We start from the raw sequence: 24127 nt of genomic DNA, 5'->3' as shown, positions 1-24127 counted from the left end.
GAGGTGATGCTATACTTATAGAATATCCCCGTTTATGAGATATCGCAGATGAAGGAAAAAAGCGAAGTTTCCGGTTATGCAGAGGCTATGTTTTGGGGGACGGAGGGTGACATAGATGCCTTTGAACACAAAAAGATAAAGCCGCAATATAAAAACTACCTCAAAAAAATCGCCCATGGTGAAAACTTTGGCCATGCAGCCTTGAAGATGGTACTGCCTAAAAATGAGGAAATAGAAAAAAGAATTGAAGACATGAAAAATGCGGGCATCCATGTCAATGAAATTACTACTTATAAGGCTGTTTCTGAAAATGGAAAAATGACCACGGTAGAAGTTCCCATGTATGAGGTTTATTTCACCTGGTGGCCGGAGGAGGCTTTCTCAAACCCTTTCCGTGCAATGCCAAAAGATTCCAATCGTTCTCTTGCTCACGATATGCGCGATGAATCTGAAGATGAATTCGACGGCCCCGCACACCAAATGCTTTCCATGGAAGAAACGCATCAACATGTGTTGGCTCAGTTTGATGAGGCCAGTTCAATGCTGGATAATCTGAAAGACGAACTTGATAATACTGATCTGGATAATATAGATTTTGTCGATGCACAAAGAATAGCTGATTATTCTCTTAAGTTTTTGCAAAATTCAGAGAAATTCCTCGATGTTTCTGACGAAATAGAGACTTTAGAGACGCTTATCGCCGATATGGAGGCAGATCACACTCCTGAGGAAGAGCAGGAATTAATAGATCGTGTCAAAAAAAGCATCAGTCAAACACAAAAGTTAATGGAAACTTATACAGAAAAAAGAGATATGGAAATCAGCCAGGTGGAACAAGTCCTGGAAAAAGCGCGGAGCAGCCTACAACACAGTGAAGAAAATGGACAAAGATTATCTGATATTTCCAATTTAATAGAAAATAATCAAGTGACGGATTATGCCGCACTCTCTTCTTTGTTAGAGGAATACAACAAAGCGAATCCGGAGCGCCCTATTGCCTGGAATGATAATGTACCGGTGCAGAAATTATCAGAAATCGTAGGACAGTTCCTGCAAGAAAATCAGACGGAACAAATGGTATTAAAAACTCAGCTGTATTCTTCAGATCAGATACAGACATTAAAGGAAGAGATTTCCCGGCTTACAGATGAAATCAAGTATCTGAATAGTGAAATTGATGTTCTTGAGGGTAAAATTGAAAATGCTGATGTGGATGAAGTTAGTGAATTAGAGCAGTCGTTGAAGGAGAAACAGCAGAAGCGAGATGAAAATGTAGCACAATTGGATGTACTCAATAATCAGAAGGATCAGATATTAGGTACTTATTTCGGAAAAAGAGCAGATCATACGGTGGGCATTCCATTTAAATCTGAAACGAATCCTCATGGCCTTGACCCAATCGCTATGATTGATCAGGCCATCCATCTTCACGAAAATAATAAGTATACCTTTACTGGTGTGAATTGCGCGCGTTCTGTGAGAATGATTCTCGAGGCGGGTGGGCCTGCAAAAAGTGAGCTCCCTTCATTATTAACCAAGAGGCCGGCAATTGATACACCGCAGTCAGCCAAACATTTTGCCATGTATTTAAGGGCGCATCTTGAAAATCAGTCACCACAAATGAAGGTAGGATCAGTTGAATATTATCAGATAATGATGCAGGAAAAATTGAATCATTGCGAAGAGAATGCCCCGAATAGGCAACTGATTGAACAATGCAAAAACGTAATAGACACAGCAGCCCAATTACAACAAACAGGTTCCATAAAGAAGCGTGCTGCTGAAGAGATTTCGGAGGCCGCATTTAATCTTGCTGCTAGCCCTACTTATAATTTGAGTGCTTATGTTGCTGTCATGGAGAAATACGAGCGCTCTGAAGATCGCAGTCTGTTTTTTATGGATTTTTTAAAGAAAGCTAAAGACAAGGCTTCAGAACTCATCTCAAAAGTTTTTTCCTCTGATTCCACGAAAACTGGACCGGAACAAAAGCAAGAAAAAGCAGCTGATACGACTTTTTCTCAATTCAAAAACAGATTCTCTGCGTTAAAACAAAGTGACAGTGCTGCAACGACAGCCAAAGAATCTGTAGCCTTAGAAAAAGATTCCCCCAACCAGGCTGCTTCATTATAATTTAATGTGAGTTATGGATAAGAAACTCACGTTAATTTACTGTAGTGCTCCTGGAATCACAACACGCGAGTGTTTTTCTTAATATTTATTTGTTAGTATGATAAATCAGCATCATTTGAAGGACTGTCTAATGAAAAAATCAGGGATAATATCAATAGTATCAATGGGACTTTTGTGCGGTAGTGTTTACGCAGGTACTATATGAATAGTGGTCTGAGGCTGAATCATACGTACACTAATGGTGTTATGTTTAATCTGACTTATGTGGTATAGATTGGTAGCCTGTATTAGCGAAGCGTAATACGGGAATTTTGCCAGGGTGATTCCCGGAGCCGTTGCCATTAAGTTAAGCGCTACTCCACCGTACCGCGGCTTGTCCGCGGGATCCAGAGATCTAAGTTCGGAGTGAGATTCCTGGATCCCGCGGACAAGCCGCGGGACGGCGGAACTCCTTAACTTAATGGCAGTGATTCCCGGAGCCACATTGTCTCCGAAATCTACGTCGTCCTGAGCGCGTCTTTTTGCGCGAAGGATCTCCAAATACTGGCACCATGCCACTTTAGGGAGATCCTTCGCGCAAAAAGACGCGCTCAGGACGACGTGGATCAGGGGCTGGGGCAATTAGGATAATTTGCCAAGAATTTTGCACCTGTCTTTTCTTAACTTGGCAGCTAAGCGCTAATACGAGTTACAAAAAATAATCCCATCCTGAGAGAATAAATGCATCTTGAATATGACCATTTAGTATTTTCCCCATCTGATTTAACCCAGTTTATGGATAGTCCCTTTGCTTCATGGATGGAACATCTTGCACTAAGCAATCCAGACTTATTACCAGTCCCTGATCAACATGATGAATTGCTTGATGTCTTGCATGACATGGGGGCTCAGCATGAGGCTGAGCTGTTGGCGGCCTTTGTGGCCAGTGGTTTAAGCGTTGTTGATTTACATAAGAGGGCTGATTCATATCAAGCTACTTTAGAGGCGATGAAGAATGGTGTTGATGTGATTTATCAGGCTCATTTAGCGTTATCACCGTTTAAAGGATACGCTGATTTTTTAATTAAGATTGAAGGCCACAGTATTTTTGGCGCTTATTGCTATGAAATCTGGGATACCAAATTAGCCAAGTCGGTCAAACCCAATTTTCTGGTGCAATTATGCTGCTATGCTGAAATGTTGGAAGCCATGCAACAGTCGCGCGCGGAATGCATCACTATTGTGCTGGGGAACAAGGAAAAAAAGCGGTTTCGAATTAATGATTATCTTTATTTCTACCAAAACCTGAAGCAAAAATTCTTACAAGTACATCAGAATTTTAACCACAACCAGCATCCCGAACCTGCTTCATCAAGAAGCTGGGGACGTTGGAGTGATTATGCTGAGCAGCTGTTGGTGAAGGCAGATCATTTGATCCAGGTGGCCACTATTACTTCAGGGCAAATCAAAAAACTCAATAAAGCTGGCATTACGACTATGACCGATTTGGCGAATAGTGAGGCCAAAATCATCAAAGGAATGAAACCGGAAGTGTTTGAGCGTTTGAAAGCACAAGCCAAAATTCAAAAAGAAAGCAGCGGCAAAGAAATACCTGTTTATAAGCTGATTCCTAATGAAGAAGGTAAAAAGCGGGGGCTGGCCATGTTGCCTCCTGCTTCAAAAAAGGATGTCTTTTTCGATATCGAAGGTTTTCCTCTGGAAGAGGGTGGTTTGGAATATCTTTGGGGACTGGCTTATTTTGACGATGAGAACCAGCGCCAATATATGGATTTCTGGGCTCATGATAAAGAACAGGAAAAAGAAAGTTTTCAAGCTTTTATTACCTGGGTGTATCAACGCTGGCAACAAGATCCTGCCATGCATATTTATCATTACGCCAGCTATGAAATTACCGCTTGCCGTAAATTGATGGGCAGGTATGGCGTCTGTGAATATGAAGTGGATCAATTGTTACGTAATGAGGTATTTGTTGATTTATATAAAATTGTAAAAGCTGCTCTGTTACTAGGTGAACCACGTTATTCCATTAAAAATGTAGAGCATTTGTATCGGGCCAAACGGGATACTGAAGTAGGGTCGGGCGGCGATTCGGTAGTGGTTTATGAACGGTGGCGCGAACATCCTGATGGGGATACCTGGCAAAGCTCAAAGATATTAAATGACATTCGTGTTTATAATATTGATGATTGTAATTCTACTCAGGAATTAGTGAGCTGGTTAAGAGAGCAGCAGCAATCCAGTGGCATCCATTTTCTGGGCAAAACGGAACTCGTTGAGCCTGAAATAAAAGAAGAGCTTACTGAGCGGATTAAGCTTCGTGACCGTTTGCTTGAGCAGGCTTTGCGCCTGGAAAAAGAAGGCCAACACCCGTTAGCAAAAATCAGCTCTGTAGTCGCCTGGTCCATTGAATTTCATCGTCGTGAAGCAAAACCGGTTTTTTGGCGTCTTTTTGATCGCTTAGGCTTGAGTGAGGATGAGTTATTTGAGGATATTGACTGCCTGGCTTATTGTCAGCGCACTGCCAAACCTTCATATAAGCCCACTTCCAGAGCCCGTAATTTGGTCTATGAATATTCTTTTGATCCCGATCAGGAATTCAAAGGCCATGCCAAAGACTATTATATTCTGGGCAGTGAAACTCCTGAGGGCAAACAGGTTAAGGCTGCGTGTCGTATTGAAGACAGTGATTTGGAACACGGTCTCATTGCCTTACAAATAAAGGATGAACCCGAGGGGACTATTACTCTGGTTCCAGATGAGTTTGTTAATCCCGATCCCATCCCGCAAGCGCTTACACAGCAGGCGGAAGCTTTTGAAAAGGGTGGGTTGCAGCATACCGCAATAATTGATTTTTTGGGTAAATCCATCCCCAGAATCAAAGGGCATAGTGCGGGGGCAGCTATAGCTCCATCCCATGAGCCGCAACAACGGTTAAATGAGATCATTCAGGCAGTTTTTCAGCTGGATAACAGTTATTTAACCATCCAGGGACCTCCAGGAGCTGGCAAGACTTATACTGGCAAACATTTGATTGCTGAATTGATTAAACGAGGGAAAAAAGTAGGTATAACGTCCAATAGCCACAAGGCCATTAATAATTTATTAATCAACACTGCAAAATACTGTCAAAAAGAAGGTATTCAAGGACATTTTGCCTGCACCCGTAATACTGACTCTGCTATTGATGAGTTACAGATCAGGGTGTTAAGCAATCAGGACATTGCTGGTTTTTTGCAAGCGGGTTGTGTGGTGGGTACCACAGCCTGGGGTTTTGCCAGAGATGATCTGGAACAGGCTTTTGATTATTTGTTTATTGATGAAGCAGGGCAGGTTAGTGTGGCTAATTTAATCGCTATAAGCCGTTCAACGGCCAACATTATTCTGATGGGCGATCAGATGCAATTGGGCCAGCCGTCGCAAGGGAATCATCCCGAAGACAGTGGTTTATCCATTTTAGATTACTTGTTGCATTCAACCCCTACTATTCCTGATTCAATGGGGGTCTTTCTGGGAACAACCTATCGCATGCATTCGGCGGTTAACCAATTTATCAGCGAGGCAGTCTATGAGGGCAAACTGGAGGCTGCGGCAGAAAATGACGAGCAAATAATCACTATTCCTGCGGGTTACGAGGGCATTTTAAATAAAGAGGCAGGAATCATTGCCGTACCCGTGTTGCACGAAGGCAATACTCAGGCCAGTGATGAAGAGGTGGCGCGTATTGTTTCTTTGGCACATGAATTATTAGGCCGGACTTTCCATGCCAAAAATGGCAAACAAAGACTTATAGATTGGGACGATATCTTGTTTGTTGCCCCTTATAACTATCAGGTGAATAAGCTGAAAGCAGCACTTGGTGAGCAGGCACGAGTGGGCAGTGTCGACAAATTTCAGGGGCAGGAAGCTCCCATTGTATTTTTAAGCATGTGTGCCAGTAACGCTCATGAATCACCACGGGGAGTCAATTTTCTTTTTGACAAGAATCGCATGAACGTTGCGGTTTCCAGAGCGCAATGTCTGGCAGTGATTGTCTACTCGCCAGCTTTATTAGAGTCCGTTCCCGGCTCTATCGAACAAATCAGTATGATGAATATGTTTTGTCAATTAGTGAAGTAACATTTCCCGGCTGCAAGCAGACCGGGCTACGATCTTACTGTTTAACCTCAATGCCAAATGGAACGAAAATTTCTTGTCCGCCGATCCGCATTTGCGCAAACAATTTTACGAAACCTGTTTTTTCGGGTTCTATGTGAAACTCCAGGGTAGGGCCACCTCGGTCACTGCTTTTCGTGGGTTCTTTCCCCATGGGGTGGATATGCAAGACGGAATGATACTCTTCGCCAAACCCCACGATGTGGGCAAAAGCTCCCATGACAGGTTCAAGGCTGGTGAAGGATTTGTTGTCTTTGGTGACCGTGATTGTTCCCATTGCTGGCTTGCCTGCCTTGACTTCGCCGTCGAATTTTAAGGCGAAGGTATACTCATTTAAATGAACAACTGTGTTCACCGTTTTATTGATAATGGGTATTTGTTTTGATGGTACACCCATATCAGCCATGACATAGGTTTGCTGATTTGTTGCAAGCGGCGTGACATCTGCCCAGAGGCGATAGGCTCCATTTGTTTGGGGCGTAAAATCAAAGACAAACATACCTGTTTTTTTATCCATGACGGGATGAATATGGTGGTAATCAGACAGCGTTGGATCGATGATTAATAAATGCAATTTTTCCGTGTGAACGGTTTTCAAATCTGCCAGGGTAAGTTGTTTATGGCTTTTGCTGTCGATTAATTCAAGTTGTATCGAGGTCATTTTGCCTTTGGCCAAGGGCTCTTTCAGGCTTATTTCCAAGGACAGTGAATTCGGTGCAGTTTGCGCCTCATGATGTGCGTGGTTGTTTGTATTTGCCTGAAGGCATCCTGCATGAAGTATCGCTGTCATGAAGAGAGCCACTATTTTATGAAACATGCAAACATCCTTAACGGTTATGGTTATCAACCTGTTGATCATTCACTAATCCTTTGTTTTTTACAATAGAATATTTGTAGCCCGGCCTACAAAAACAGCTTAAGTAAGTGCCAATAGAACTGTTCCGCTTCCTGACGGTCGCGGCTCGGTTTTCGTGGGTTCGTATTGACTTTATCGTGTACCAGAAAACCGAGCCGCGACTGTCAAGGAGCGGAACTTTTTGTTGAGGTATAGATATTGTTAATTTTTAAACAAATTATGTGGATTTTTGAGCTAAAATAAAGTACTTTTTTGCTTTGACAGCAAATGAAAGGACTAACCATGAAATCTATTTTCCTTTTGCTTTTGATTCTTATTGTTCCGCAGACTCATGCAAAAAATCTGCGGGTTGGCACCACGTCTTCATTTCCTCCGTTTAGCTATGCGGCTACTGATTCGGGGCATTTATTTGGTTTTGATGTGGAGTTGATTGAGCAAATTTGTAAGCGTATCGACACGTCCTGCGAATTTGTGGTGATGCCTTATAATGATCTCTTTGTGGGATTAAAAAAAGGAACAATAGATCTTGCTGTGTCTGCCATTATTATTACTCCTAAAATGAAGAATGATTTTATTTTCAGTATTCCTTACTTAAAAAGTTACGGACGGTTTGTAACCACTAAAGAGTCTCCGATTAAAACAGTGGCGCAGATCCGTAACCAAAAAGTCGGAACCCGTAAAGACACTCCTTTCAATGATGCGGCTTTGCAGTTATTCAACAATAAAGTAACAGTTCAGGTGTACCCTGTATTGGCAACTCTTTTGGAAGCGCTAAAAAACAAAACTATTGACGTGGCTTTTATGAATAATGAAGCTGCCGAATATTGGGTTGCCAATGGCAGTAATGCTTATCGTTTTGTAGGAAAAGAGATAGCTGTAGGTAATGGTTATGTCATAGTAGGCAATAAGAGGATGCGTAAACTGATGCCGAAAATTAATAGCGCAATTCATGATATTGCCACAGATGGGACTTTTTTGAAAATTCATAAGCGTAATTTAAAATAAGTCGTGACTCAGGGTTGTAACCCGGTCTGCTTGCAGCCGGGAATTGTGCCATTTCCGTCCCGGCTGCAAGCAACAAAAATTCCGCTTCCTGACGGTCGCGGCTCGGTTTCTGGTGCACAATGAAGTCCATACGAACACACGAAAACCGAGCCGCGACCGTCAGGAAGCGGAACAGTTATGCTGGCAGGGACAGTGTTTTTGCTCCCTGCGGATAAGCTGAGGGGTTCCGAGAGTCTTGATCCCGGCTGCAAGCAGACCGGGCTACGACATCGTGCCACCATTCGACTCGGGTTTACTTGTCTGGACTGGATAATGTATAGTGAATTGATTCACTCTGTTTAAAGCAGCGATCGATTGAGAAAAAAGGAATTATTGATTTCGAGTCTTGGCAATACTATTGAGTGGTTCGATTTCGGGCTTTTTATTTTTATGGCGCCGATTATTGGCAGTACCTTCTTTCCTCAAACTACAGCAGGTAATTCTACGATAGAAGCGTTCATGGTATTTGCTGTAGGGTTCCTGTGCCGCCCCTTGGGGGGTATTTTGTTTGGTTACTTTGGCGACACCAAAGGCCGTGCAACAACCTTAAGAATTTCTATCCTGATTATTACACTCTCTACTTTTTTGATTGGCTTAATCCCTTCCTATCAGGATATCGGGATAACTGCCACCATCCTGTTTGTATTATTGCGTTTGATGCAAGGCTTTTCCATAGGGGGTGAATACAGTGGGGTCATGATATATCTTGCTGAATCCGCTCCTCCTGAAAAACGGGGTTTTGTTACCAGTTTTGCTGCTACGGGAGCTAATCTGGGATTTTTATTGGCAACACTTACCTTAATGGCGCTTCATTTTCTTTTTTCAGAAGAACTGATTAAAGCCTGGGCTTGGCGCTTGCCCTTTCTTCTTATCGGATTACCTGGCTCAATAATCATTTATTATCGTTTTAAATTATCTGAAACCCGCGTTTATTCTCAGCTTAAAAAAAATCACCATCTGGAATCAAGACCCTTTGCTGTAGCCCTTAAATATGCACCTTATCAGTTATTGAAAATTTTCGGGTTGACCTGCATGGGAGCCACTTTTTATTATGTATTTGTTGGTTATATGCCCATCTATCTGGAACATTATATTGGCTTTTCCATGGCACATGCCTTAAGACTGGAAAGTATCATATTAGTTATTATGCTGTTTACTGTGCCGTTGGCGGGCATCTGTGGTGATTATTTCACGCGAAAGAATATGCTGATGCTTACTTCAATGGGCATTATGTTATTGGCATTGCCCTGCTTTTATCTCTTGCAAGTGAAATCGTTGCCTCTGGCTATGCTGTCTTTAGGCCTGGCAACTTTGCTCAGTTCCATGGAGCAGGGTAATACCCTTACGGCTGTTGTCGAGAATTGCCCAGAGAATGTGCGTTACAGCGGCATTGCATTTTCTTATAATCTGGGAAATGCCTTGTTCGGTGGGACTGCCCCTTTGATTGTGAGCGTGTTGGCTGAAAAGCTACACCCCATTGCACCTGCTTATTATCTTATTTTAATGGCAGGTTTCAGTTTTATTGCTGCAGCTACATTACTCCGTAATAATCAGTCTCTGGGATTTCTTAAGTTAACGTGAGTTATGGGTAAGAACATTGATTTAAATAGATAAAAAACTGTAGCCTTGATGCAGCGACAGCGAAATCAAGGTTTTCTTTAAACACAAAAGTCAAAATGAAGGAAAACCTTGATTACGCTGTCGTGCATCAAGGCTACACCTATTTTAAATCAATCTAATTCACGTTAAGTTATGATGCGAGTGCTGCAGTAGTATAGCGTGGCTCGTTATCTTCTGCTTTCAGAGCTGAATTAAAAAACCAATTCTGAGAACTTAATGGAGTTAATTCTTTTTTCGTTATAGATCGCTGCTTGGGTGTTGCATGATCTTGGAAAGCATGTTTGCCATCAATAAGAATTGTTTCTGACTCTGATAAAAATGCTTGTACCGTTTCTCTAAATAAATCGCGTTCTTTAGGAGTGTCTATCCACTCACTGATATTACTGACATATACAGTATCTATCTGGACTGAATTTTCTCTCAATAACTTGGCAATGCTGGCAAACGTTTCTACTGCACAGATACTTTCTGTTATGAGTGCAATCTTGTCTGTCAAAGCAAGTCTTCTGATATGGGCATAACGCTCATCGGTAAAGAGCCAGCTTGTTGGTCTTTGGAATTCCAGTTCCACTTCTTCAAATACAGAATAATGGTCATCATAAGGAGGTTCTTCGCTGACATTCAAACTGAAACTAATACTGGTTGATTCAATTGAGTACAACCAAGGGTCTCTACCTATGTTTTTTCTTGCTCCAACGTAGTGACTCTTTTTTACGAACTGTGACATTTGCCTGACAAATTCTTGGCGATCGGTGTAACGCCCGACGAGCTTTAAAACATGATAAAGAAAGAGGGCGTTTTCAGGATTGATATCACAGATTAGGGCTCTTGTTGAAAGTCTCTGTGCCATAATATCGAAATTGTGCCAGCCGGAAAAGCCAATGTGGCAGGCTTGTGTTATCAATGGTTTTTGAGCTAATGTCCTTGCAGTTTCTGCTGAGCCGCGTTCATTGGTATTGATGTACACACCGCTATGCGTTGGCATAGGGGCTTTTAGTTCGAGGTTATCAAAGCGACGCAATCTTCTCGATATAGGATCTTCTTTAACACTTACAGGCAGGCGTGGTACAGGAATTAAATCCTCGATATTTTCCTGGAGCAATTTTTCAATACGTGCAGTTGACATGAGGTATTCCTGTATTTTGAAAATTTTATTTAAACTAATTGGACGAAAAGAATACTAAAAATACTTAAGGAAAAATTAAAAAGTTCATATTCTTTATTTGTTCAGCAAGAACTGATTCTTAGCTCGGCCTGCTGCCTGTTTGGTCCCGGCTGCAAGCAGGCCGGGCTACAGTCCGGAAAGTGGCGAGAGCCTTTTGTTCTAGCAGGATGGTTGTAATTCTGTATCCATGGCCAATAAAGTGTCTCGTACACTGGAACCTGTTGTAAATAACTGATGGGGATTTGTCTTGGCTGCTTGTGCCTGATAATGGATTTCCGCCAGTCTTTTGTATTTATTGACCAAATCAATAAAGTAGGTATCCTGGCAGACGTAAGATAATCGTGCTTTGACCAGAACAATTACTGCTTTACCACACAGTACGGCTTTTACCTCAGCGGACTCATGTTCTGCAGTAAAATCGGTGCTTTTAGAAAAGTCGATTTCTTGTGAGGAGGCAATGTCAAAAATAGTAACACAGCCTTTTCGATCCAGGCCATCAAAAGAGAGATTGTCGTCGAAAAACACATACAGCCCCTTTTTGTCTGAATTTATGGGAAATAACTTTCCATAGCGGTTGATTTTTGCCTGTTCATCAAATTGCTCATAATTGGATAATAAGCTAATCAGTTGACTTGATACGGCAGAATTGAAAATGGTTGTAGCTGCTTCTTTCTTTTCAGCCAAGGTTGGTGTTTTAACGGCAGTTATTTCCCTGGAACAAGGGATAATGTCGCGTAACTTGCTAATCACTGTTGGTGCGTCACTACCGAAAGTATTTAAAGTCATGTGAATGGCTTTATCTTTACTTATTGAAGTCGCAAAGCGATAAAAAGATTTTACAACGCAGGCATCATCCATGAGTGGGTAAAATAACCCTATTTTATTCCTGATATCAAGGGCGCGATCTTTATCGGCAAGAACATGATCCATCATCATGGAAGGAACGGACTTGTCAGGCATCATCTCTGTTTGCAGAAAAAATCGTATTAAATCATTTTGCTTTACCTTTGAGCCGCATTGCCTGATGCAAAGTGAAAGAAGGAGTTCGAAGTTTTCATAAAAAGAAAAGCAGTTAAATTGATTTGCATGTTGTTGGAGGAGGCTTTGTAAATCAATATCTGCTTTAAGTTGCTGGTTCAATAATTTATTTAACTCACTGCTCTTTAAAGATTGAATAAAAGCAGTTGAGGACTCGGTAGAAAAGCATTTCAGCAAGTCAATCAGGATGTATTCATTCGTTGTTCTGTGCCCCAGTGCATCACCGATGAGTATCGTTCCATTTAAATCCATATTAATAAAAACATGCATTGTGGTAGATCCTTTTCAGATAAGTTAACGTCAGTTTCGGATAAGAAGCTTGTTTTATCCCGTCGTTACTTCGATGCCGTTCGGGCTGAGGAAGCGCGATAGCGCTGTCTCGAAGCCTTGGCATGGTGCTAAGGCTTCGAGACGAGGCTACCGCCTCTCCTCAGCCCGAACGGATCGAGGTAAACACTGGCTCAAACAACTTTCTTATCCGAAACTGACGTTAAGTTATTGTTCTTTTTTTATGTGCAATATACTGAACTATTTTCTTTTTTGAAATTAAATTTTTAAGGCATGTTTATTATCATAGAGCAACGTCGTCCTGAGCGCTTCTTTTTGCGCGAAGGATCCAAATATTTTGCACTGTGCCTCTTTCGGGAGATCCTTCGCGCCAAAAGACGCGCTCAGGACGACGTACGGCCTTTCATCCAAATTGCAAAAATGAAAAGAAGGGATATACTTCATTTGGTGCCGGACAGACTATTCGTCAGGATTGTTCTCCGTAGTACAGGCAGACAGATTCATAGTTTTAAGTTCGCCGATCAATACCGAATCGAGAGCTTATGAAAATAAAAAAAAATCTGTGTTACCTTATATTATTGTTGTTGTCCCAATGTGCCTGGATTCAGTCTTGCCTTGCAGAGCCTGTTATCCGGCCACAATTCTATCGCATTGAAAATACCCATTTTACCATGCGAGATGGCGTAAGCCTTGCCGCGACCATTTATCGTCCAGTAAAAAAAGGACATTATCCTGTTTTATTAGAAGTGCTTCCGTACCGAAAGGATGACAGTTTCGCCAACAGGAATTATCAGCTTTACCCCTATTTTGCTGCTCATGGCTTAATTATGGTTAGTGTTGATATTCGTGGCACAGGCTCATCCGGTGGGAAAATCCCCTTACGTGAATATTCAAATCAGGAATTGGACGATATTAAAGAATTGGTACTGCAGTTATCGCAATTACCTGATGCCAATGGCAATGTGGGCATGTGGGGAATTTCCTGGGGTGCTTTTAATGCCATTATGACGGCTATGGATCCGCAAAAACCTTCAGCTTTGAAAGCCATTTTAATTGCTGATGGCAGTGATGATATTTTTTACGATGACGTCCATTTTATTGATGGAATTTTTCATGTGGACAGTTATGAACTGGACATGGAATCAGAAAACATTTTGCCCTCTCCTGCAAATAACTATTCTATAGACGAGGAGTATTTTCAAAACCGGTTTAACCGCTACCCCTGGTTTTTAAATTTAAAGGCACATAACAAAGACAGCAAGTTTTGGCAGGATAAATCCTTGCGTAAGCATTATCAACAGCTGAATATTCCCGTGTTTATGATAGGCGGATTGTCTGATGGATACCGTGACAGTGTGTACCGCATGATAAAATATCTGGATCCAGTCCAGGCACCTTCGCGCGCTATTATTGGTCCATGGAATCACGCCTGGCCTCATAACAGCAGTATTGGGCCACAAATAGGCTGGCGTAAAGAAGCTTTGCAGTTTTGGCATTATTATTTAAAAGGGGCACCTGTTAAAAAGCCTGAAATGAACATTTTGAGTTTGTTTCAGCGTGATGGCCATTTGCTGGCTGACCAGCCTGAGCAAATATCCGGGAACTGGCTGCATTTAAAATACAATACTCAGGATGTTCTGGCAGAGGATTGTTTAAGCATTCCTTTGTATGCGGAGGCTAAAAAATTGGTAACACCGCATCATGTTGGCTTCAATGCCGGGGATTGGTGGGGGGAGATTCCTGCTGACATGAAGAAGGAAGACCGAAATGCTTATTTAATGGATTCAAAGCCTCTGAAAGCTGACCGATCTTTTATGGGCATGCCCTTTATTCAATTAAAGGTTTCTTCCAGCCAACCTCGCGCCCATTTTGTTTTTCGTCTTGAAGATGTAGCGCCAGATGGAAGTGTGACTTTGGTTACCGGGAAGGCCATTCATGGGGATGATTTAATCTCCAGAATCAATCCGGCACCAATGATTCCCTATAAAGTTTATGACGTGCAGATTCCCCTGCATTTTTCAACCTGGACGTTTAAAAAGAGACACATTATCCGATTAAGTTTATCTACAGCACAATTTCCCATGTTTTGGCCAACTCCGGTTGATCCTGAAATTATTGTTCATAATTTTGAAAAAGCGGGGCAGGGGAAAAGAGTTTTATCCTTACAAAAGACGCCAGACATTAACAGCCCGCTGCGTAAAAAAAGAAAGGTAGAAGAGCCTGATTCTTTCGATGGTCATCAATATACTTTGTCCAGGACTGCTATTGATACACCTGGCGATTTACAGAGTCTGGCACAACACACGGCACCACCGCTCTTGCAGGACATGTTGCCCTTGTCGGGAGAAGAAAGCATCTTGCCTGTTCCTTTTCCTTTTGCAGGAAGTAATAATTCGCAATCGGAACAGGTTAAATTCTTTGACCAACAAACCCAAAAGTGGGTGATTGAATATAAAAATACGGACTATTATTGGGTGGGTAAACGTTTGTATTCTTACGCGCTTGGATATAATTATCAGACCCCGGATAAAAACAACGGGGTGATGATATTCCATAGTGAGAGTTTTAATAATGTATTTACTCCTAAGGAAGAGGGAGAGGGGGCGGAGTATAAAAAAATCAGTACTCGATCCCTTATTGATATCCGATCAGATAAACAAGAGATGCATATTCAGCTTACGCGGCAAATCTGGCTTGATAATGAATTGGTGGGAGAAAAATCCTGGAATAAAGTGATAGGGCGGCGGTAGGTTTTTTGTATTTAATGTGTGGCCCGATTCCCGTCGTCCTGAGCGCGTCTTTTGGCGCGAAGGATCTCCCCATAATGGCACCCACTGCCATTAAATTAAGCTCTCACTTCGCGGATTGGATTTTTTGCTCATAATTTGCACGATCTCTGACTGATGTGTATAATTTTGCAAAATGATGATTTTATCATTTTCTACTGGTGAATTTTATGTTTGGTCTGAATACTATTGTCGGAAAATCCTTTTTCAAGGAAGCAAAAGAGGATGAACTTTTAGTCACCAGCCGTTTTTTTACCTTGCAGGGAGAAGGCCCTTATCGCGGCCAGCCTGCGTATTTTATTCGCCTGGCCAAATGTAATCTTGCCTGTTCCTTTTGCGATACTTATTTTGACTCCGGTGACTGGCGATCGTTCACTTCACTTTTGGATGAAGCAACCCAGGTCATAAATGATTTTTTCACCAAACGCGACCTGCCAATCCCTGCCTGGGCCGAGAAGGAGCGGCGTAATATAGTGCTGGTTATCACGGGCGGAGAACCGTCTTTACAAAACAATGTGTCTGCCTTTTTAGACAAGGCGCAGCACTATTTTCGTAACACGCAGATTGAATCCAACGGTATTTCGGTTTTAGAGGATATGCCAGCAGGCACGACTCTGGTGGTAAGCCCTAAATGCCTGGAAAAAAAGGGTAAAGTGGTACGTTATCTTGAACCGAACAAGGACATGCTGGAACGGGCTGATTGCCTGAAGTTTGTCATGTCAGCGCCGGAAGATGACTATTATTCCCCTTACAGTGAAGTACCGCAGTGGGCGCATGACTGGGCTCAGAAAACCGGAAAGCCAGTGTTTGTCAGTCCCATGAATATCTATAAAAAAGAACCCCAGCGCGTTAAACGTATTCGCGATGAAGGGCGTGATCTTACCCTTGAAGAGCGTTCTGACATCAATGAAGTAGTCAGTTTCTGGGAACCTGAACTACTCGATTTAAAAAAGAACCAGCGTAATCATGAATACGCGGCGGAATATTGCATGAAACATGGTTTTACCCTTAACCTGCAAATTCATTTATTTGCAAGCCTGCCCTAGTGCTTCACCAATATTGAATTTGGAGGTTGGCGAAGCACTAGTAATTTTTATCCTTTATACGCTCTTACTCTGTTTTCATTCTAACTTGGTATAAATCGTCTAACTCGATCTGCTTGCAGCAGGGTTGTGCATTATTTGTCATTCCCCGATCTACGTCGTCCTGAGCGCGTCTTTGGGCGCGAAGGATCTCCTGAAAACGGCATGGTGCCACTGAGATCCCGGCTGCAAGCAGACCGGGCTACACATCCTGTCAGGATTCAGTGCCGATCAATCCGTCGCGCCAAAAGACGCGCTCAGGACGACGTAGATCGGGCACTACAAATTTAATGTGCGCTCTTGATTTGTTGTTGAACCTGAGCGATTTGTTGTTGCAAGGTGGTTTGGATTTGCTTCATTTGTGCTTGAGTTTGTGAGTTTACGGTTTGTATTTGGTTTTGCAGCTGGGTTTGCATTTGTTTGATCTGGTTTTGTAACTGGGTGTTCAAAGTAGTTATTTGCTGCTCTTGTTGTGCTTGTAGTTGCTTTATCTGCTCTTGAATTGTTGTGTTAAGCTGGACTATTTGGGCATTGGACGTTGCGGTGTCTGCGTACACTATATTGGAACATACAGCTAAAATAATTATTTTGATTAAATGTTTCATGGCAAAGATCCTTTTAGTGAAATCATTTTTACTTTAACCAATAATCCGCTGTTTGGAAAGTTCCAGACTATGGATTGTTGTGCAACCTCATCCTGAGCGCGTCTTTTTGCGTGAACTCCATGTGCTGGCACCGTGCCGATTTCGGGAGATCCTTCGCGCAAAAAGACGCGCTCAGGACGACGTGGCTTTGGTGTGAGTTATGGATAAGAAGCTTGTTTTAAATATACAAAAAACTGTAGCCTTGATGCAGCGATAGCGTAATCAAGGTTTTCCTATGATTTTTAAGCCTTACTGCATGAAAACCTTGATTACGCTATCGCTGCATCAAGGCTACACCTATTTTAAATTAATTCTCGAGCCCGAACGGCATCAAAGTAAATCAATACTCACGTTAACGTACTGTTCGCTTGTTGTCAGGAACCTGATTTTTTATGGTGATCCTATGGTACACTGCATGATTAAAAAAACGAGAGCGATTCATGATTAAAGTAGGGCAGTTTAACCGTTTAAAAGTAATAAAAGAGGTTCCTTTTGGTGTTTATCTCGATGCGGACGATTGGGACGAAATTTTATTACCCGGAAAATTTGTACCCAAAGGCACGCAAGTGAATGATATGCTGGAGGTTTTTGTCTATTTTGATTCTGAAGATAAAATCATCGCTACCACGCAAAGGCCACGCACCCAGGTTGGTAAATGTGCTTTTTTAAAAGCGATTGATGTCAATTCTGTAGGCGCCTTTCTTGATTGGGGGCTGGATAAAGACTTGCTGGTTCCAGGTCCTGAACAATACAGGCCTATGGAGCGGGATAAATCTTATCTGGTCTGTGTCAAGCTGGACAATAAAGGGCGCATTATTGCCAGTTCCAAACTGGATCATTTTCTTGATAAAACTCCAGTCCGCTACCAACAGGGAGATGAAGTAAGCCTCTTGATTGCGGAAAATACTCATTTGGGCACTAAGGTGATCATTAATGATCGCCATTGGGGCTTAATCCATAAAGGAGATATTTTTCAGTCGCTGATTTATGGCAAAAGAATACCAGGATACATTAAAACCCTGCGTGACGATGGAAAAATTGACGTCTCTTTGCGAAAAACAGGGCAAGACAATATTCATGACCTGGCTGAGCGCATCTTGGCCGAACTTCATAAAAAAGGTGGTTTCATGCCTTTACACGATAAAAGCTCTCCGGAGGAAATTCAGCGTACTTTGGGTGAGAGCAAGAAAAGTTTTAAAATGGCTATAGGCAATCTTTATAAGAGAGGCGAAATCAGTATTGAATCCAATGGCATTCGCCTAAGCGCCAAAAAATCGTAATTCATATTAACGAAAGCCGGGCTAAAGTTTAGCCCGGCAATTTCGGGTGCCCTATTTTACAATTTTGGTATTTTTCTTTTGAATTGATTTCTTAGGCGAGTGATCAGTTTTCACTTCTGGGTGCACTACATGTTGTTGATCGTGACGACGTGCATCTTGTGATTCATGTTTGAATTTTTTGCTTTTACTCATTTGTAACTCCTGATTAATTAAAATATAAGCATCCATGCAGTTTAAAAGTTAGTTTGTATTGTCTGGAAAAGCAAATTTATTTTTCATTTTGATTTTAAATTAATTGTTTGAATTTGAATTTATTCATATTTTATAAAAAATTAGCAATTATTTTGTTTTGTACTATAGTTCATACTGCAACATGCAATTAAAAGGATTAACTCAAAAGGAATTCATTATGAACAGAATAATACTGACAAGTTTTTCTGTCCTTGCATTAACTGTAGGACTGGTTGGTTGTAATACTATGAATACTGCAGCTAATACTGGCGTCACTGTAGTGAAAACTGGTGGTAAAGTAGTAAAAGCAGGAGTTGGCGTTGTTTCAACTGCTGGTACAGCAGTGGTTACTACTGTGGGTGCGGGAATTGATACTTTGGTTGGCCGTCGTGCTTCATCACATGACGTTAAGGTATATCAAAAGAAAGGCGTGATTTACCGTAATGGCCATCAGTATCGTGTTGAGAATGGACGATACGTTCTGGTACGTTAATAAGATTGTCTTATATCGCAGACCGTATTACGTATTCGTTAATACGGTCTGTGAGTTTAAACCAACTGCATAGCGTGTTCTGTTTCGTACAATTCTTTTGTTTCTGCGTGTTTCTTTTCTTCTGCATAGAATCCATATCCTTGATAAGCAGCCATTGTAGCTCCAGCAATAAATAATCCTATTCCTAAAGGTGTCGTCAAAAGGGTTGCAGCGGATACGGCCATCACCAACAAGCCCAATAAGGCCTCATGTAAAGCGATGCTTTCCCATGCCCTGAGAAGAAAAGAAGAATTGAGTCGTTCCTGATTCATTGCCAAAGAAGCCATATTAAGAACTTCATCTGCATTTTTTAACCGTGCATTGAGCAGGGCTGTATTTTGGTTTTCATCGGCATTATGAAACAGAAAAGCGCTGTGTTGCACTCGTTGCAACTGCTTATTCAGCAGAGAATGATACTCTTTATTTTCTGGCTCTTCGTCTATAGAGTGGCGCAAGGCTTCATACAACCGATATTCAATACGTTGAATCCGAGAGAGCATTTCTTTTAACGACTCATCGATAAAGGCGGGCTTTTTATCAATGAGGTTTACTGGTGATGCCCAGTAAAGCGCGTTTTTATCCCAGACGTGATTATAGAAAAATTTCCCTGTTTTTTTAGAGGTGATTGTTTGTGGAATTCCGGTGCTGACAAGAGTCAGAGGATGTAAGGTGATATCAGAAAACGCAGGGAATGCTTTGAGGGCATCATTGCTGCTTAATTGGCTTTTGAGTTCCTCAGAGATAATCTGGCATTCGGCTAATAAATCGAGCGCATGATTTTTGCAGGTATATGATTCGGAACTGTCAGGACCTTTGAGGGTGAAAAAATCGACTGTTAAATGAAAGGGCTTTAAGCGAGGTTCTCTGCCTTCTGCGAGAGCTTTTGCCTTTTCCGCATTAAAACGCGTGAAGCCATTAGCTTCTACATTTTGTGCAGCCAATTCGGCATTTAATTCCGCAACGACCTGATCTTCTGTCATCATCAGGGTGTAATAGCGTTTATATAAATTATCAAATTGTGCTTCGGGCACCTCAAAGCTTATGCCATGCAAGCCTTTGTTATCGAGCCAGCGCATCTGTTCCTGTTTTATAATCCCATGCCCGTCTTGTAAATCAATAGTTAAACCAAATATTGATTTTAAAAAATTTAAAAAGGGATTGGTTGTGGTGCTGGGTTGGCTGTAAAAACCAAGGCTATCAATGACCTCGACCGGCGCCTTATCTTTTTCTTGTCGTGAAAAAATTAAACAGGCATGTCCAAACGGGTTTGCCCCTGCATCGGTATCCATGACACAGTAAGTAACAAAAAATTTAGGAAAATGCATATTATCTCTATCTTATATGGACCTATGGTGTGTTATCAAAAAACACAGCGTGCGGCATAATAAGGCAGACATGATTTTTATACAACTTATTAATAAAAAAACAGCGCATCTCATTTTTTAAGTCATCAGCGATATTTTATAAGTTGTATTTAAAATACATCTTTATTATAATATAGGGGTCTTTACTTAATTAAGGATTCATCATGCTCATTCACCACAAGCCTGCCGAGAAATTCAGTGACAAGATTGCCTGGTTTTTAGTTAAATTCTTCCGCTTTTTTGCGGACACTTTTTTCCAGAAACGTTATGGAAATCGGGCTATTGTTTTAGAAACCGTAGCTGCAGTTCCCGGTATGGTTGGGGCGGCCTTACTGCATTTGCGTTGTTTAAGGAAAATAAAAAATGATGAAGGCTGGATAAGAACGTTACTTGATGAAGCAGAAAACGAGCGCATGCATCTTATCACTTTTATGTATATTGCCAGGCCGAACTGGTTTGAGCGCTTTATCATTTTTACGGCTCAGGCTATTTTCGTTGTTATTTATCTGACTATGTATGTCTTATCTTCCAAAACAGCCCATCGCTTTGTTGGATACCTCGAAGAAGAAGCGGTGATTAGTTACACTCATTATCTGGAAGAGCTGGATGCAGGAGCCATAGACAATTGTCCGGCACCAGACATTGCTAAAAGTTATTGGAATCTTCCTGATGATGCCCGATTACGTGATGTATTATTGGCTGTCCGTGAAGATGAGGCTGAGCACAGAGACGTAAACCATCAATTAGCTGACAAAATGGCAGAGGGTTACAAAATTTTAACGCGTTTAAAAGCTGAACCTGAATCTCGGGAGCAGGTTTTATAGGGGAACACTATGTATTTATCAGGGGAAAAAAATGACAAACAAACAGGATCATTTGCTTTGCTATAAACAAACACAAATAGAAAGTGGGGGGAAGCTGCAATTCTTTCTTGAGCAGCACAGTACCAAGGAGGGTAGTTGGGGGAGCCTGTTTCTTCATGAAGGGGAAATTGATTTTATATTGATGAATGGGGCAGGGGAAGAATTGTCCCGGACTCGTCTTAATCAGGCCAATCCCCAATTGCTGATTCCTCCTGCTGCATGGCATAAAATCATAGTAGTGAAGGAGCCGTTTAATGCGTCACTTGAATTTTACTGTACGCCGCATCGTTACTTTAGCAAAAAATACGGATTGGGAGCTGTGCATGCTGATCTTCTCTATACTTACCATAATTATTTACAGCAATTGGGGCCATTGAAGAGTCTGGATGTTGGTTGTGGTTCGGGACGCAATCTTTTATTTTTTGCAGCCTTAGGGCATGACATGACAGGAATTGATGTTAATGAAACGGCCATGAATCAGATTGCAGATATTGCGAAAAAGGAACACTTATCCCAGGTTAAAACGGTACTCCATGATTTGAACCAGCCGCTTGATTTGCAAAGTGAATATTATAATTTTGTATTTTCTACAGTGAGCTTACAGTTTTTAGAAAAGGAATCTGTACCCTCTTTATTAACGGGGCTACAGCAGGCCACAATGAAGGACGGTTTACATTATATGGTGTTTCCTGTTTATTCTGAGCTTTATTCTTTGCCTGCATCATTTACGTTTCTGCCAGAAAAAGAAGAGCTTTACCATTTTTATCAGGACAGTGGATGGTCCATACTTGAATATAAGGAGTCTGCAGGTTTATTACATAAAGTGGATGAATTTGGCCGACCAATGCAAGGATTGTTCGGTCATTTGCTGGCACAAAAAATTGTCTGAGTGAGGTGAACAGATGGCTGGATTGGATATTTCTATTTGCAGAGTATATAGTCCCCCCGCACAGAAAGAAGGGACATGGATCCTTGTTGACAAGCTGTGGCCGCGCGGTCTTAGAAAAGACGCTCTTGCCTTTGACTTATGGTTAAAGGAAATCACACCGAGCACTGAATTACGAAAATGGTTTCATCAGGATAGCGCAGGTAATTGGCTTGAGTTTGCGCAGCGTTATATAAAGGAATTGCAGGATAAACCAGAGCTGATAGAGCAGGTAAGACAACGGGCTGCGCATAGCCCGGTTACCTTGTTTTATGCTGCTAAAGATCCGGTACATAATCATGCCTTAGTGCTGCAAAAAGTTTTGCTCTCCTGGCCGGAAAGCCCAGATTTTTCCTGAGGCGTATAGAATAGGCGTAGCCTTGATGCAGCGATAGCGTAATCAAGGTTTTCCTATGGTCTTTAAGCCTTACTGTATGAAAACCTTGATTCCGCTATCGCTGCATCAAGGCTACAGTTTTTTATATATTTATCCTGTTAACTGGGCAACTTGCCAAGGCCAAGAAAAGAACCCAATTCGCTTTTATTGTGCAGTATATCTGCCAGGGTAAATTGCTTTAAAACATTCATAAAGGCTTGTTGGGCTTCATGTAAAACGGTTTTCAGTTTGCATACCGGGCTAATACAACAATTAGCTTTTTCTTTGTTAAAGCACGGTACCAAATCAAAATTGGGTTCAAGGGTTTGTATCAACGTCCCCAAATTCACCTCTGCTGGATTCGCTGCCATGACAATGCCTCCATTTTTACCCCGGATGGTTTTAATTAATCCTAACTTGGATAAATTATGAATTATTTTAATCATGTGATTGGTTGAAATGGTGTAGGCCTCTGTAATGTCTTTAATCGTGCAAATATTTTTTTTCAGGGAGATATAAATCAAGGCTCGTAAAGAGTAATCAGTGAACTGGGTTAACTGCATGGAATAATCCTGGCTTTTTGGACAATTGCTATTATTGCCTTTAATAAGGTACTTTTCAAATGTATCTTTATCAGGCCGTGAGGCTAGCCACCTCCAGCCATCTCTCTAAGGCGTGCAACTCGTTCTGCTGTTGGTGGATGGGTCATAAAGAGATGGCGTAATTTTTCGCCACTGAGTGGATTGATAATGAATAAATGCGCTGTAGTAGGATGTGTTTCGGCCTGTTGGAAATTACCCTGATGGTTGGCACTTTCCAATTTTAATAATGCATCTGCCAGCCACAGCGGTTTGCCTGTCAGTTCGGCGCCGCCTTTGTCGGCTTCAAATTCTCTGGAGCGCGACACGGCCATTTGAATTAAGCCTGCTGCCATGGGCGCGAGTAATATAAGCATCATGCTAAAAAGCGGGTTTGTTCTTTGGCCTTCCGCATTAACCCGTCCGCCAGTCATCATAAAGATGTTCGCAATACTGCTGATGGCACCGGCAATGGTTGCTGCTACGACACTGATAAAGGTATCACGATGCAGAACGTGGCATAATTCATGTGCCAGAACTCCGGTCAATTCTTCTTCATTCATACGGGTCAAAAGCCCTGATGTCACAGCCACTACAGCATTCTGAGGATTGCGGCCAGTGGCGAAGGCATTGGGTACTTCTGTTTCTACCAGATACACTTTGGGCATGGGAGTGTTTGCCTTGGAGGCTAATGAGCGAACAATGTTGTAGACAGGATGGCTTTCAGGCAAAGGCTGAGCCTTATACATTTTCAAGACAATTTTATCAGAAAACCAATAGGCACTAAAATTCATAATCACGGCTAACAAAAAGGCAATGATCATTCCTCCCTGGCCTGCAATCAACTTGCCTAAGACTATCATCAAGGCTGTAAGGGCTGCGAGAAAGATGAATGTTTTGATGTTGTTCATGATTTCCTATCAGATAATAATCATTATTATCAAACATAGCACAATTCTGGATGTTTGGGAGCCACGTCCTCCTGATCTGAAGTGTACACCCTGCCAAATCAGGGAGATCCTTCGCGCCAAAAGACGCGCTCAGGACAACGTGCACTATCATTAGGTTAAGCGATACTCCGCCGTCCCGCGGACAAGCCGCGGGACGGCGGAACTCCTTAACTTAACGAGTTCGGGATAAATATATATAAAAAACTGTAGCCTTGATGCAGCG

At 41.9% G+C, this 24127-nt stretch carries 20 protein-coding genes; 12 read left to right on the top strand and 8 right to left on the bottom strand.

Annotated features, from left to right (window positions below; genetic code table 11):
• The first annotated feature begins 48 nt into the window (after positions 1 to 48).
• Together B094_RS0105330 and B094_RS0105320 are read left to right on the top strand one after the other, a co-directional pair.
• Complete coding sequence (locus B094_RS0105330) at positions 49 to 2130, top strand: hypothetical protein (protein ID WP_018576769.1); 2082 nt, start codon at positions 49 to 51, stop codon at positions 2128 to 2130.
• A gap of 720 nt (positions 2131 to 2850) precedes the next feature.
• Positions 2851 to 6246, top strand: coding sequence for a TM0106 family RecB-like putative nuclease (locus B094_RS0105320; RefSeq protein ID WP_018576767.1), 3396 nt, complete (start codon positions 2851 to 2853; stop codon positions 6244 to 6246).
• Positions 6247 to 6280: 34 nt separating this feature from the next.
• Here B094_RS0105320 and B094_RS0105315 read toward each other — a convergent pair whose 3' ends face one another.
• Entirely contained in the window at positions 6281 to 7099 is an 819-nt protein-coding gene (locus tag B094_RS0105315) for a hypothetical protein (RefSeq protein WP_040524046.1), read from the bottom strand.
• Positions 7100 to 7420: 321 nt separating this feature from the next.
• On the opposite strand from B094_RS0105315, the gene B094_RS0105310 reads away from it, so the two are divergent.
• Both B094_RS0105310 and B094_RS0105305 read left to right on the top strand, forming a co-directional pair.
• Positions 7421 to 8143, top strand: a complete 723-nt coding sequence (locus B094_RS0105310; RefSeq protein ID WP_018576765.1) for a transporter substrate-binding domain-containing protein — start codon at positions 7421 to 7423, stop codon at positions 8141 to 8143.
• A 354-nt stretch (positions 8144 to 8497) separates the two neighbouring features.
• Positions 8498 to 9763, top strand: a complete 1266-nt coding sequence (locus B094_RS0105305; RefSeq protein ID WP_018576764.1) for an MFS transporter — start codon at positions 8498 to 8500, stop codon at positions 9761 to 9763.
• A 169-nt stretch (positions 9764 to 9932) separates the two neighbouring features.
• Here B094_RS0105305 and B094_RS0105300 read toward each other — a convergent pair whose 3' ends face one another.
• Both B094_RS0105300 and B094_RS0105295 read right to left on the bottom strand, forming a co-directional pair.
• Positions 9933 to 10928: an LIC_10091 family protein gene (locus B094_RS0105300; protein WP_018576763.1), complete on the bottom strand. Its 996-nt coding sequence runs from the start codon at positions 10926 to 10928 to the stop codon at positions 9933 to 9935.
• A gap of 198 nt (positions 10929 to 11126) precedes the next feature.
• On the bottom strand, positions 11127 to 12275 hold the full coding sequence (locus tag B094_RS0105295) for a hypothetical protein (RefSeq protein ID WP_018576762.1): 1149 nt from the start codon (positions 12273 to 12275) through the stop codon (positions 11127 to 11129).
• Positions 12276 to 12835: 560 nt separating this feature from the next.
• Between B094_RS0105295 and B094_RS15760 the strand changes: the two genes are divergently transcribed.
• Complete coding sequence (locus B094_RS15760; RefSeq protein WP_018576760.1) at positions 12836 to 15043, top strand: CocE/NonD family hydrolase; 2208 nt, start codon at positions 12836 to 12838, stop codon at positions 15041 to 15043.
• 206 nt (positions 15044 to 15249) lie between these two features.
• Positions 15250 to 16125, top strand: a complete 876-nt coding sequence (locus tag B094_RS0105280) for a 7-carboxy-7-deazaguanine synthase QueE (RefSeq protein ID WP_018576759.1) — start codon at positions 15250 to 15252, stop codon at positions 16123 to 16125.
• A 323-nt stretch (positions 16126 to 16448) separates the two neighbouring features.
• Here the strand turns inward: B094_RS0105280 and B094_RS0105275 are convergent, their stop codons facing one another.
• The gene (locus B094_RS0105275; RefSeq protein ID WP_018576758.1) at positions 16449 to 16766 is read right to left on the bottom strand and encodes a hypothetical protein; all 318 of its coding nucleotides are present in this window, start codon (positions 16764 to 16766) and stop codon (positions 16449 to 16451) included.
• A gap of 274 nt (positions 16767 to 17040) precedes the next feature.
• Here B094_RS0105275 and B094_RS0105265 point away from each other — a divergent pair, with 274 nt between their 5' ends.
• Both B094_RS0105265 and B094_RS0105260 read left to right on the top strand, forming a co-directional pair.
• Complete coding sequence (locus B094_RS0105265) at positions 17041 to 17253, top strand: hypothetical protein (protein WP_018576756.1); 213 nt, start codon at positions 17041 to 17043, stop codon at positions 17251 to 17253.
• Positions 17246 to 18085, top strand: coding sequence for a CvfB family protein (locus tag B094_RS0105260; RefSeq protein ID WP_018576755.1), 840 nt, complete (start codon positions 17246 to 17248; stop codon positions 18083 to 18085). Before B094_RS0105265 ends, B094_RS0105260 begins: the two co-directional genes overlap by 8 nt.
• A gap of 51 nt (positions 18086 to 18136) precedes the next feature.
• Here B094_RS0105260 and B094_RS17430 read toward each other — a convergent pair whose 3' ends face one another.
• Positions 18137 to 18277 (bottom strand): hypothetical protein, encoded by a 141-nt coding sequence (locus B094_RS17430; protein WP_018576754.1) that lies wholly within the window; start codon positions 18275 to 18277, stop codon positions 18137 to 18139.
• A 217-nt stretch (positions 18278 to 18494) separates the two neighbouring features.
• Here B094_RS17430 and B094_RS0105250 point away from each other — a divergent pair, with 217 nt between their 5' ends.
• Positions 18495 to 18809, top strand: a complete 315-nt coding sequence (locus tag B094_RS0105250) for a hypothetical protein (RefSeq protein WP_018576753.1) — start codon at positions 18495 to 18497, stop codon at positions 18807 to 18809.
• A 56-nt stretch (positions 18810 to 18865) separates the two neighbouring features.
• Here B094_RS0105250 and B094_RS0105245 read toward each other — a convergent pair whose 3' ends face one another.
• Positions 18866 to 20173: a hypothetical protein gene (locus B094_RS0105245; protein ID WP_018576752.1), complete on the bottom strand. Its 1308-nt coding sequence runs from the start codon at positions 20171 to 20173 to the stop codon at positions 18866 to 18868.
• 203 nt (positions 20174 to 20376) lie between these two features.
• Here B094_RS0105245 and B094_RS0105240 point away from each other — a divergent pair, with 203 nt between their 5' ends.
• From B094_RS0105240 to B094_RS0105230, 3 genes are read left to right on the top strand one after another with little or no spacing between them, the layout of a single operon-like run.
• Positions 20377 to 21036 (top strand): alternative oxidase, encoded by a 660-nt coding sequence (locus tag B094_RS0105240; RefSeq protein ID WP_018576751.1) that lies wholly within the window; start codon positions 20377 to 20379, stop codon positions 21034 to 21036.
• A 31-nt stretch (positions 21037 to 21067) separates the two neighbouring features.
• The gene (gene tehB, locus B094_RS0105235; protein WP_018576750.1) at positions 21068 to 21964 is read left to right on the top strand and encodes an SAM-dependent methyltransferase TehB; all 897 of its coding nucleotides are present in this window, start codon (positions 21068 to 21070) and stop codon (positions 21962 to 21964) included.
• A 13-nt stretch (positions 21965 to 21977) separates the two neighbouring features.
• Positions 21978 to 22358, top strand: coding sequence for a DUF488 domain-containing protein (locus tag B094_RS0105230; protein WP_018576749.1), 381 nt, complete (start codon positions 21978 to 21980; stop codon positions 22356 to 22358).
• Positions 22359 to 22495: 137 nt separating this feature from the next.
• Here the strand turns inward: B094_RS0105230 and B094_RS0105225 are convergent, their stop codons facing one another.
• Both B094_RS0105225 and htpX read right to left on the bottom strand, forming a co-directional pair.
• Positions 22496 to 22939, bottom strand: a complete 444-nt coding sequence (locus B094_RS0105225) for an Rrf2 family transcriptional regulator (RefSeq protein ID WP_018576748.1) — start codon at positions 22937 to 22939, stop codon at positions 22496 to 22498.
• Positions 22940 to 23022: 83 nt separating this feature from the next.
• On the bottom strand, positions 23023 to 23868 hold the full coding sequence (gene htpX / locus B094_RS0105220; protein WP_026253895.1) for a zinc metalloprotease HtpX: 846 nt from the start codon (positions 23866 to 23868) through the stop codon (positions 23023 to 23025).
• Positions 23869 to 24127: the final 259 nt, after the last annotated feature.

Source organism: Legionella shakespearei DSM 23087, assembly GCF_000373765.1.
Taxonomy (GTDB): domain Bacteria; phylum Pseudomonadota; class Gammaproteobacteria; order Legionellales; family Legionellaceae; genus Legionella; species Legionella shakespearei.
This window is presented reverse-complemented; position numbering and strand designations above follow the sequence as displayed.

What these genes read in the sequence shown, in the direction of transcription:
- B094_RS0105330 (WP_018576769.1), top strand. Translation starts at nt 49, where the DNA reads ATGAAGGAAAAAAGCGAAGTTTCCGGTTATGCAGAGGCTATGTTTTGG.
- B094_RS0105320 (WP_018576767.1), top strand. Translation starts at nt 2,851, where the DNA reads ATGCATCTTGAATATGACCATTTAGTATTTTCCCCATCTGATTTAACC.
- B094_RS0105315 (WP_040524046.1), bottom strand. Translation starts at nt 7,099, where the DNA reads ATGTTTCATAAAATAGTGGCTCTCTTCATGACAGCGATACTTCATGCA.
- B094_RS0105310 (WP_018576765.1), top strand. Translation starts at nt 7,421, where the DNA reads ATGAAATCTATTTTCCTTTTGCTTTTGATTCTTATTGTTCCGCAGACT.
- B094_RS0105300 (WP_018576763.1), bottom strand. Translation starts at nt 10,928, where the DNA reads ATGTCAACTGCACGTATTGAAAAATTGCTCCAGGAAAATATCGAGGAT.
- B094_RS0105295 (WP_018576762.1), bottom strand. Translation starts at nt 12,275, where the DNA reads ATGCATGTTTTTATTAATATGGATTTAAATGGAACGATACTCATCGGT.
- B094_RS15760 (WP_018576760.1), top strand. Translation starts at nt 12,836, where the DNA reads ATGAAAATAAAAAAAAATCTGTGTTACCTTATATTATTGTTGTTGTCC.
- B094_RS0105280 (WP_018576759.1), top strand. Translation starts at nt 15,250, where the DNA reads ATGTTTGGTCTGAATACTATTGTCGGAAAATCCTTTTTCAAGGAAGCA.
- B094_RS0105275 (WP_018576758.1), bottom strand. Translation starts at nt 16,766, where the DNA reads ATGAAACATTTAATCAAAATAATTATTTTAGCTGTATGTTCCAATATA.
- B094_RS0105265 (WP_018576756.1), top strand. Translation starts at nt 17,041, where the DNA reads ATGATTTTTAAGCCTTACTGCATGAAAACCTTGATTACGCTATCGCTG.
- B094_RS0105260 (WP_018576755.1), top strand. Translation starts at nt 17,246, where the DNA reads ATGATTAAAGTAGGGCAGTTTAACCGTTTAAAAGTAATAAAAGAGGTT.
- B094_RS17430 (WP_018576754.1), bottom strand. Translation starts at nt 18,277, where the DNA reads ATGAGTAAAAGCAAAAAATTCAAACATGAATCACAAGATGCACGTCGT.
- B094_RS0105250 (WP_018576753.1), top strand. Translation starts at nt 18,495, where the DNA reads ATGAACAGAATAATACTGACAAGTTTTTCTGTCCTTGCATTAACTGTA.
- B094_RS0105245 (WP_018576752.1), bottom strand. Translation starts at nt 20,173, where the DNA reads ATGCATTTTCCTAAATTTTTTGTTACTTACTGTGTCATGGATACCGAT.
- B094_RS0105240 (WP_018576751.1), top strand. Translation starts at nt 20,377, where the DNA reads ATGCTCATTCACCACAAGCCTGCCGAGAAATTCAGTGACAAGATTGCC.
- tehB (WP_018576750.1), top strand. Translation starts at nt 21,068, where the DNA reads ATGACAAACAAACAGGATCATTTGCTTTGCTATAAACAAACACAAATA.
- B094_RS0105230 (WP_018576749.1), top strand. Translation starts at nt 21,978, where the DNA reads ATGGCTGGATTGGATATTTCTATTTGCAGAGTATATAGTCCCCCCGCA.
- B094_RS0105225 (WP_018576748.1), bottom strand. Translation starts at nt 22,939, where the DNA reads ATGCAGTTAACCCAGTTCACTGATTACTCTTTACGAGCCTTGATTTAT.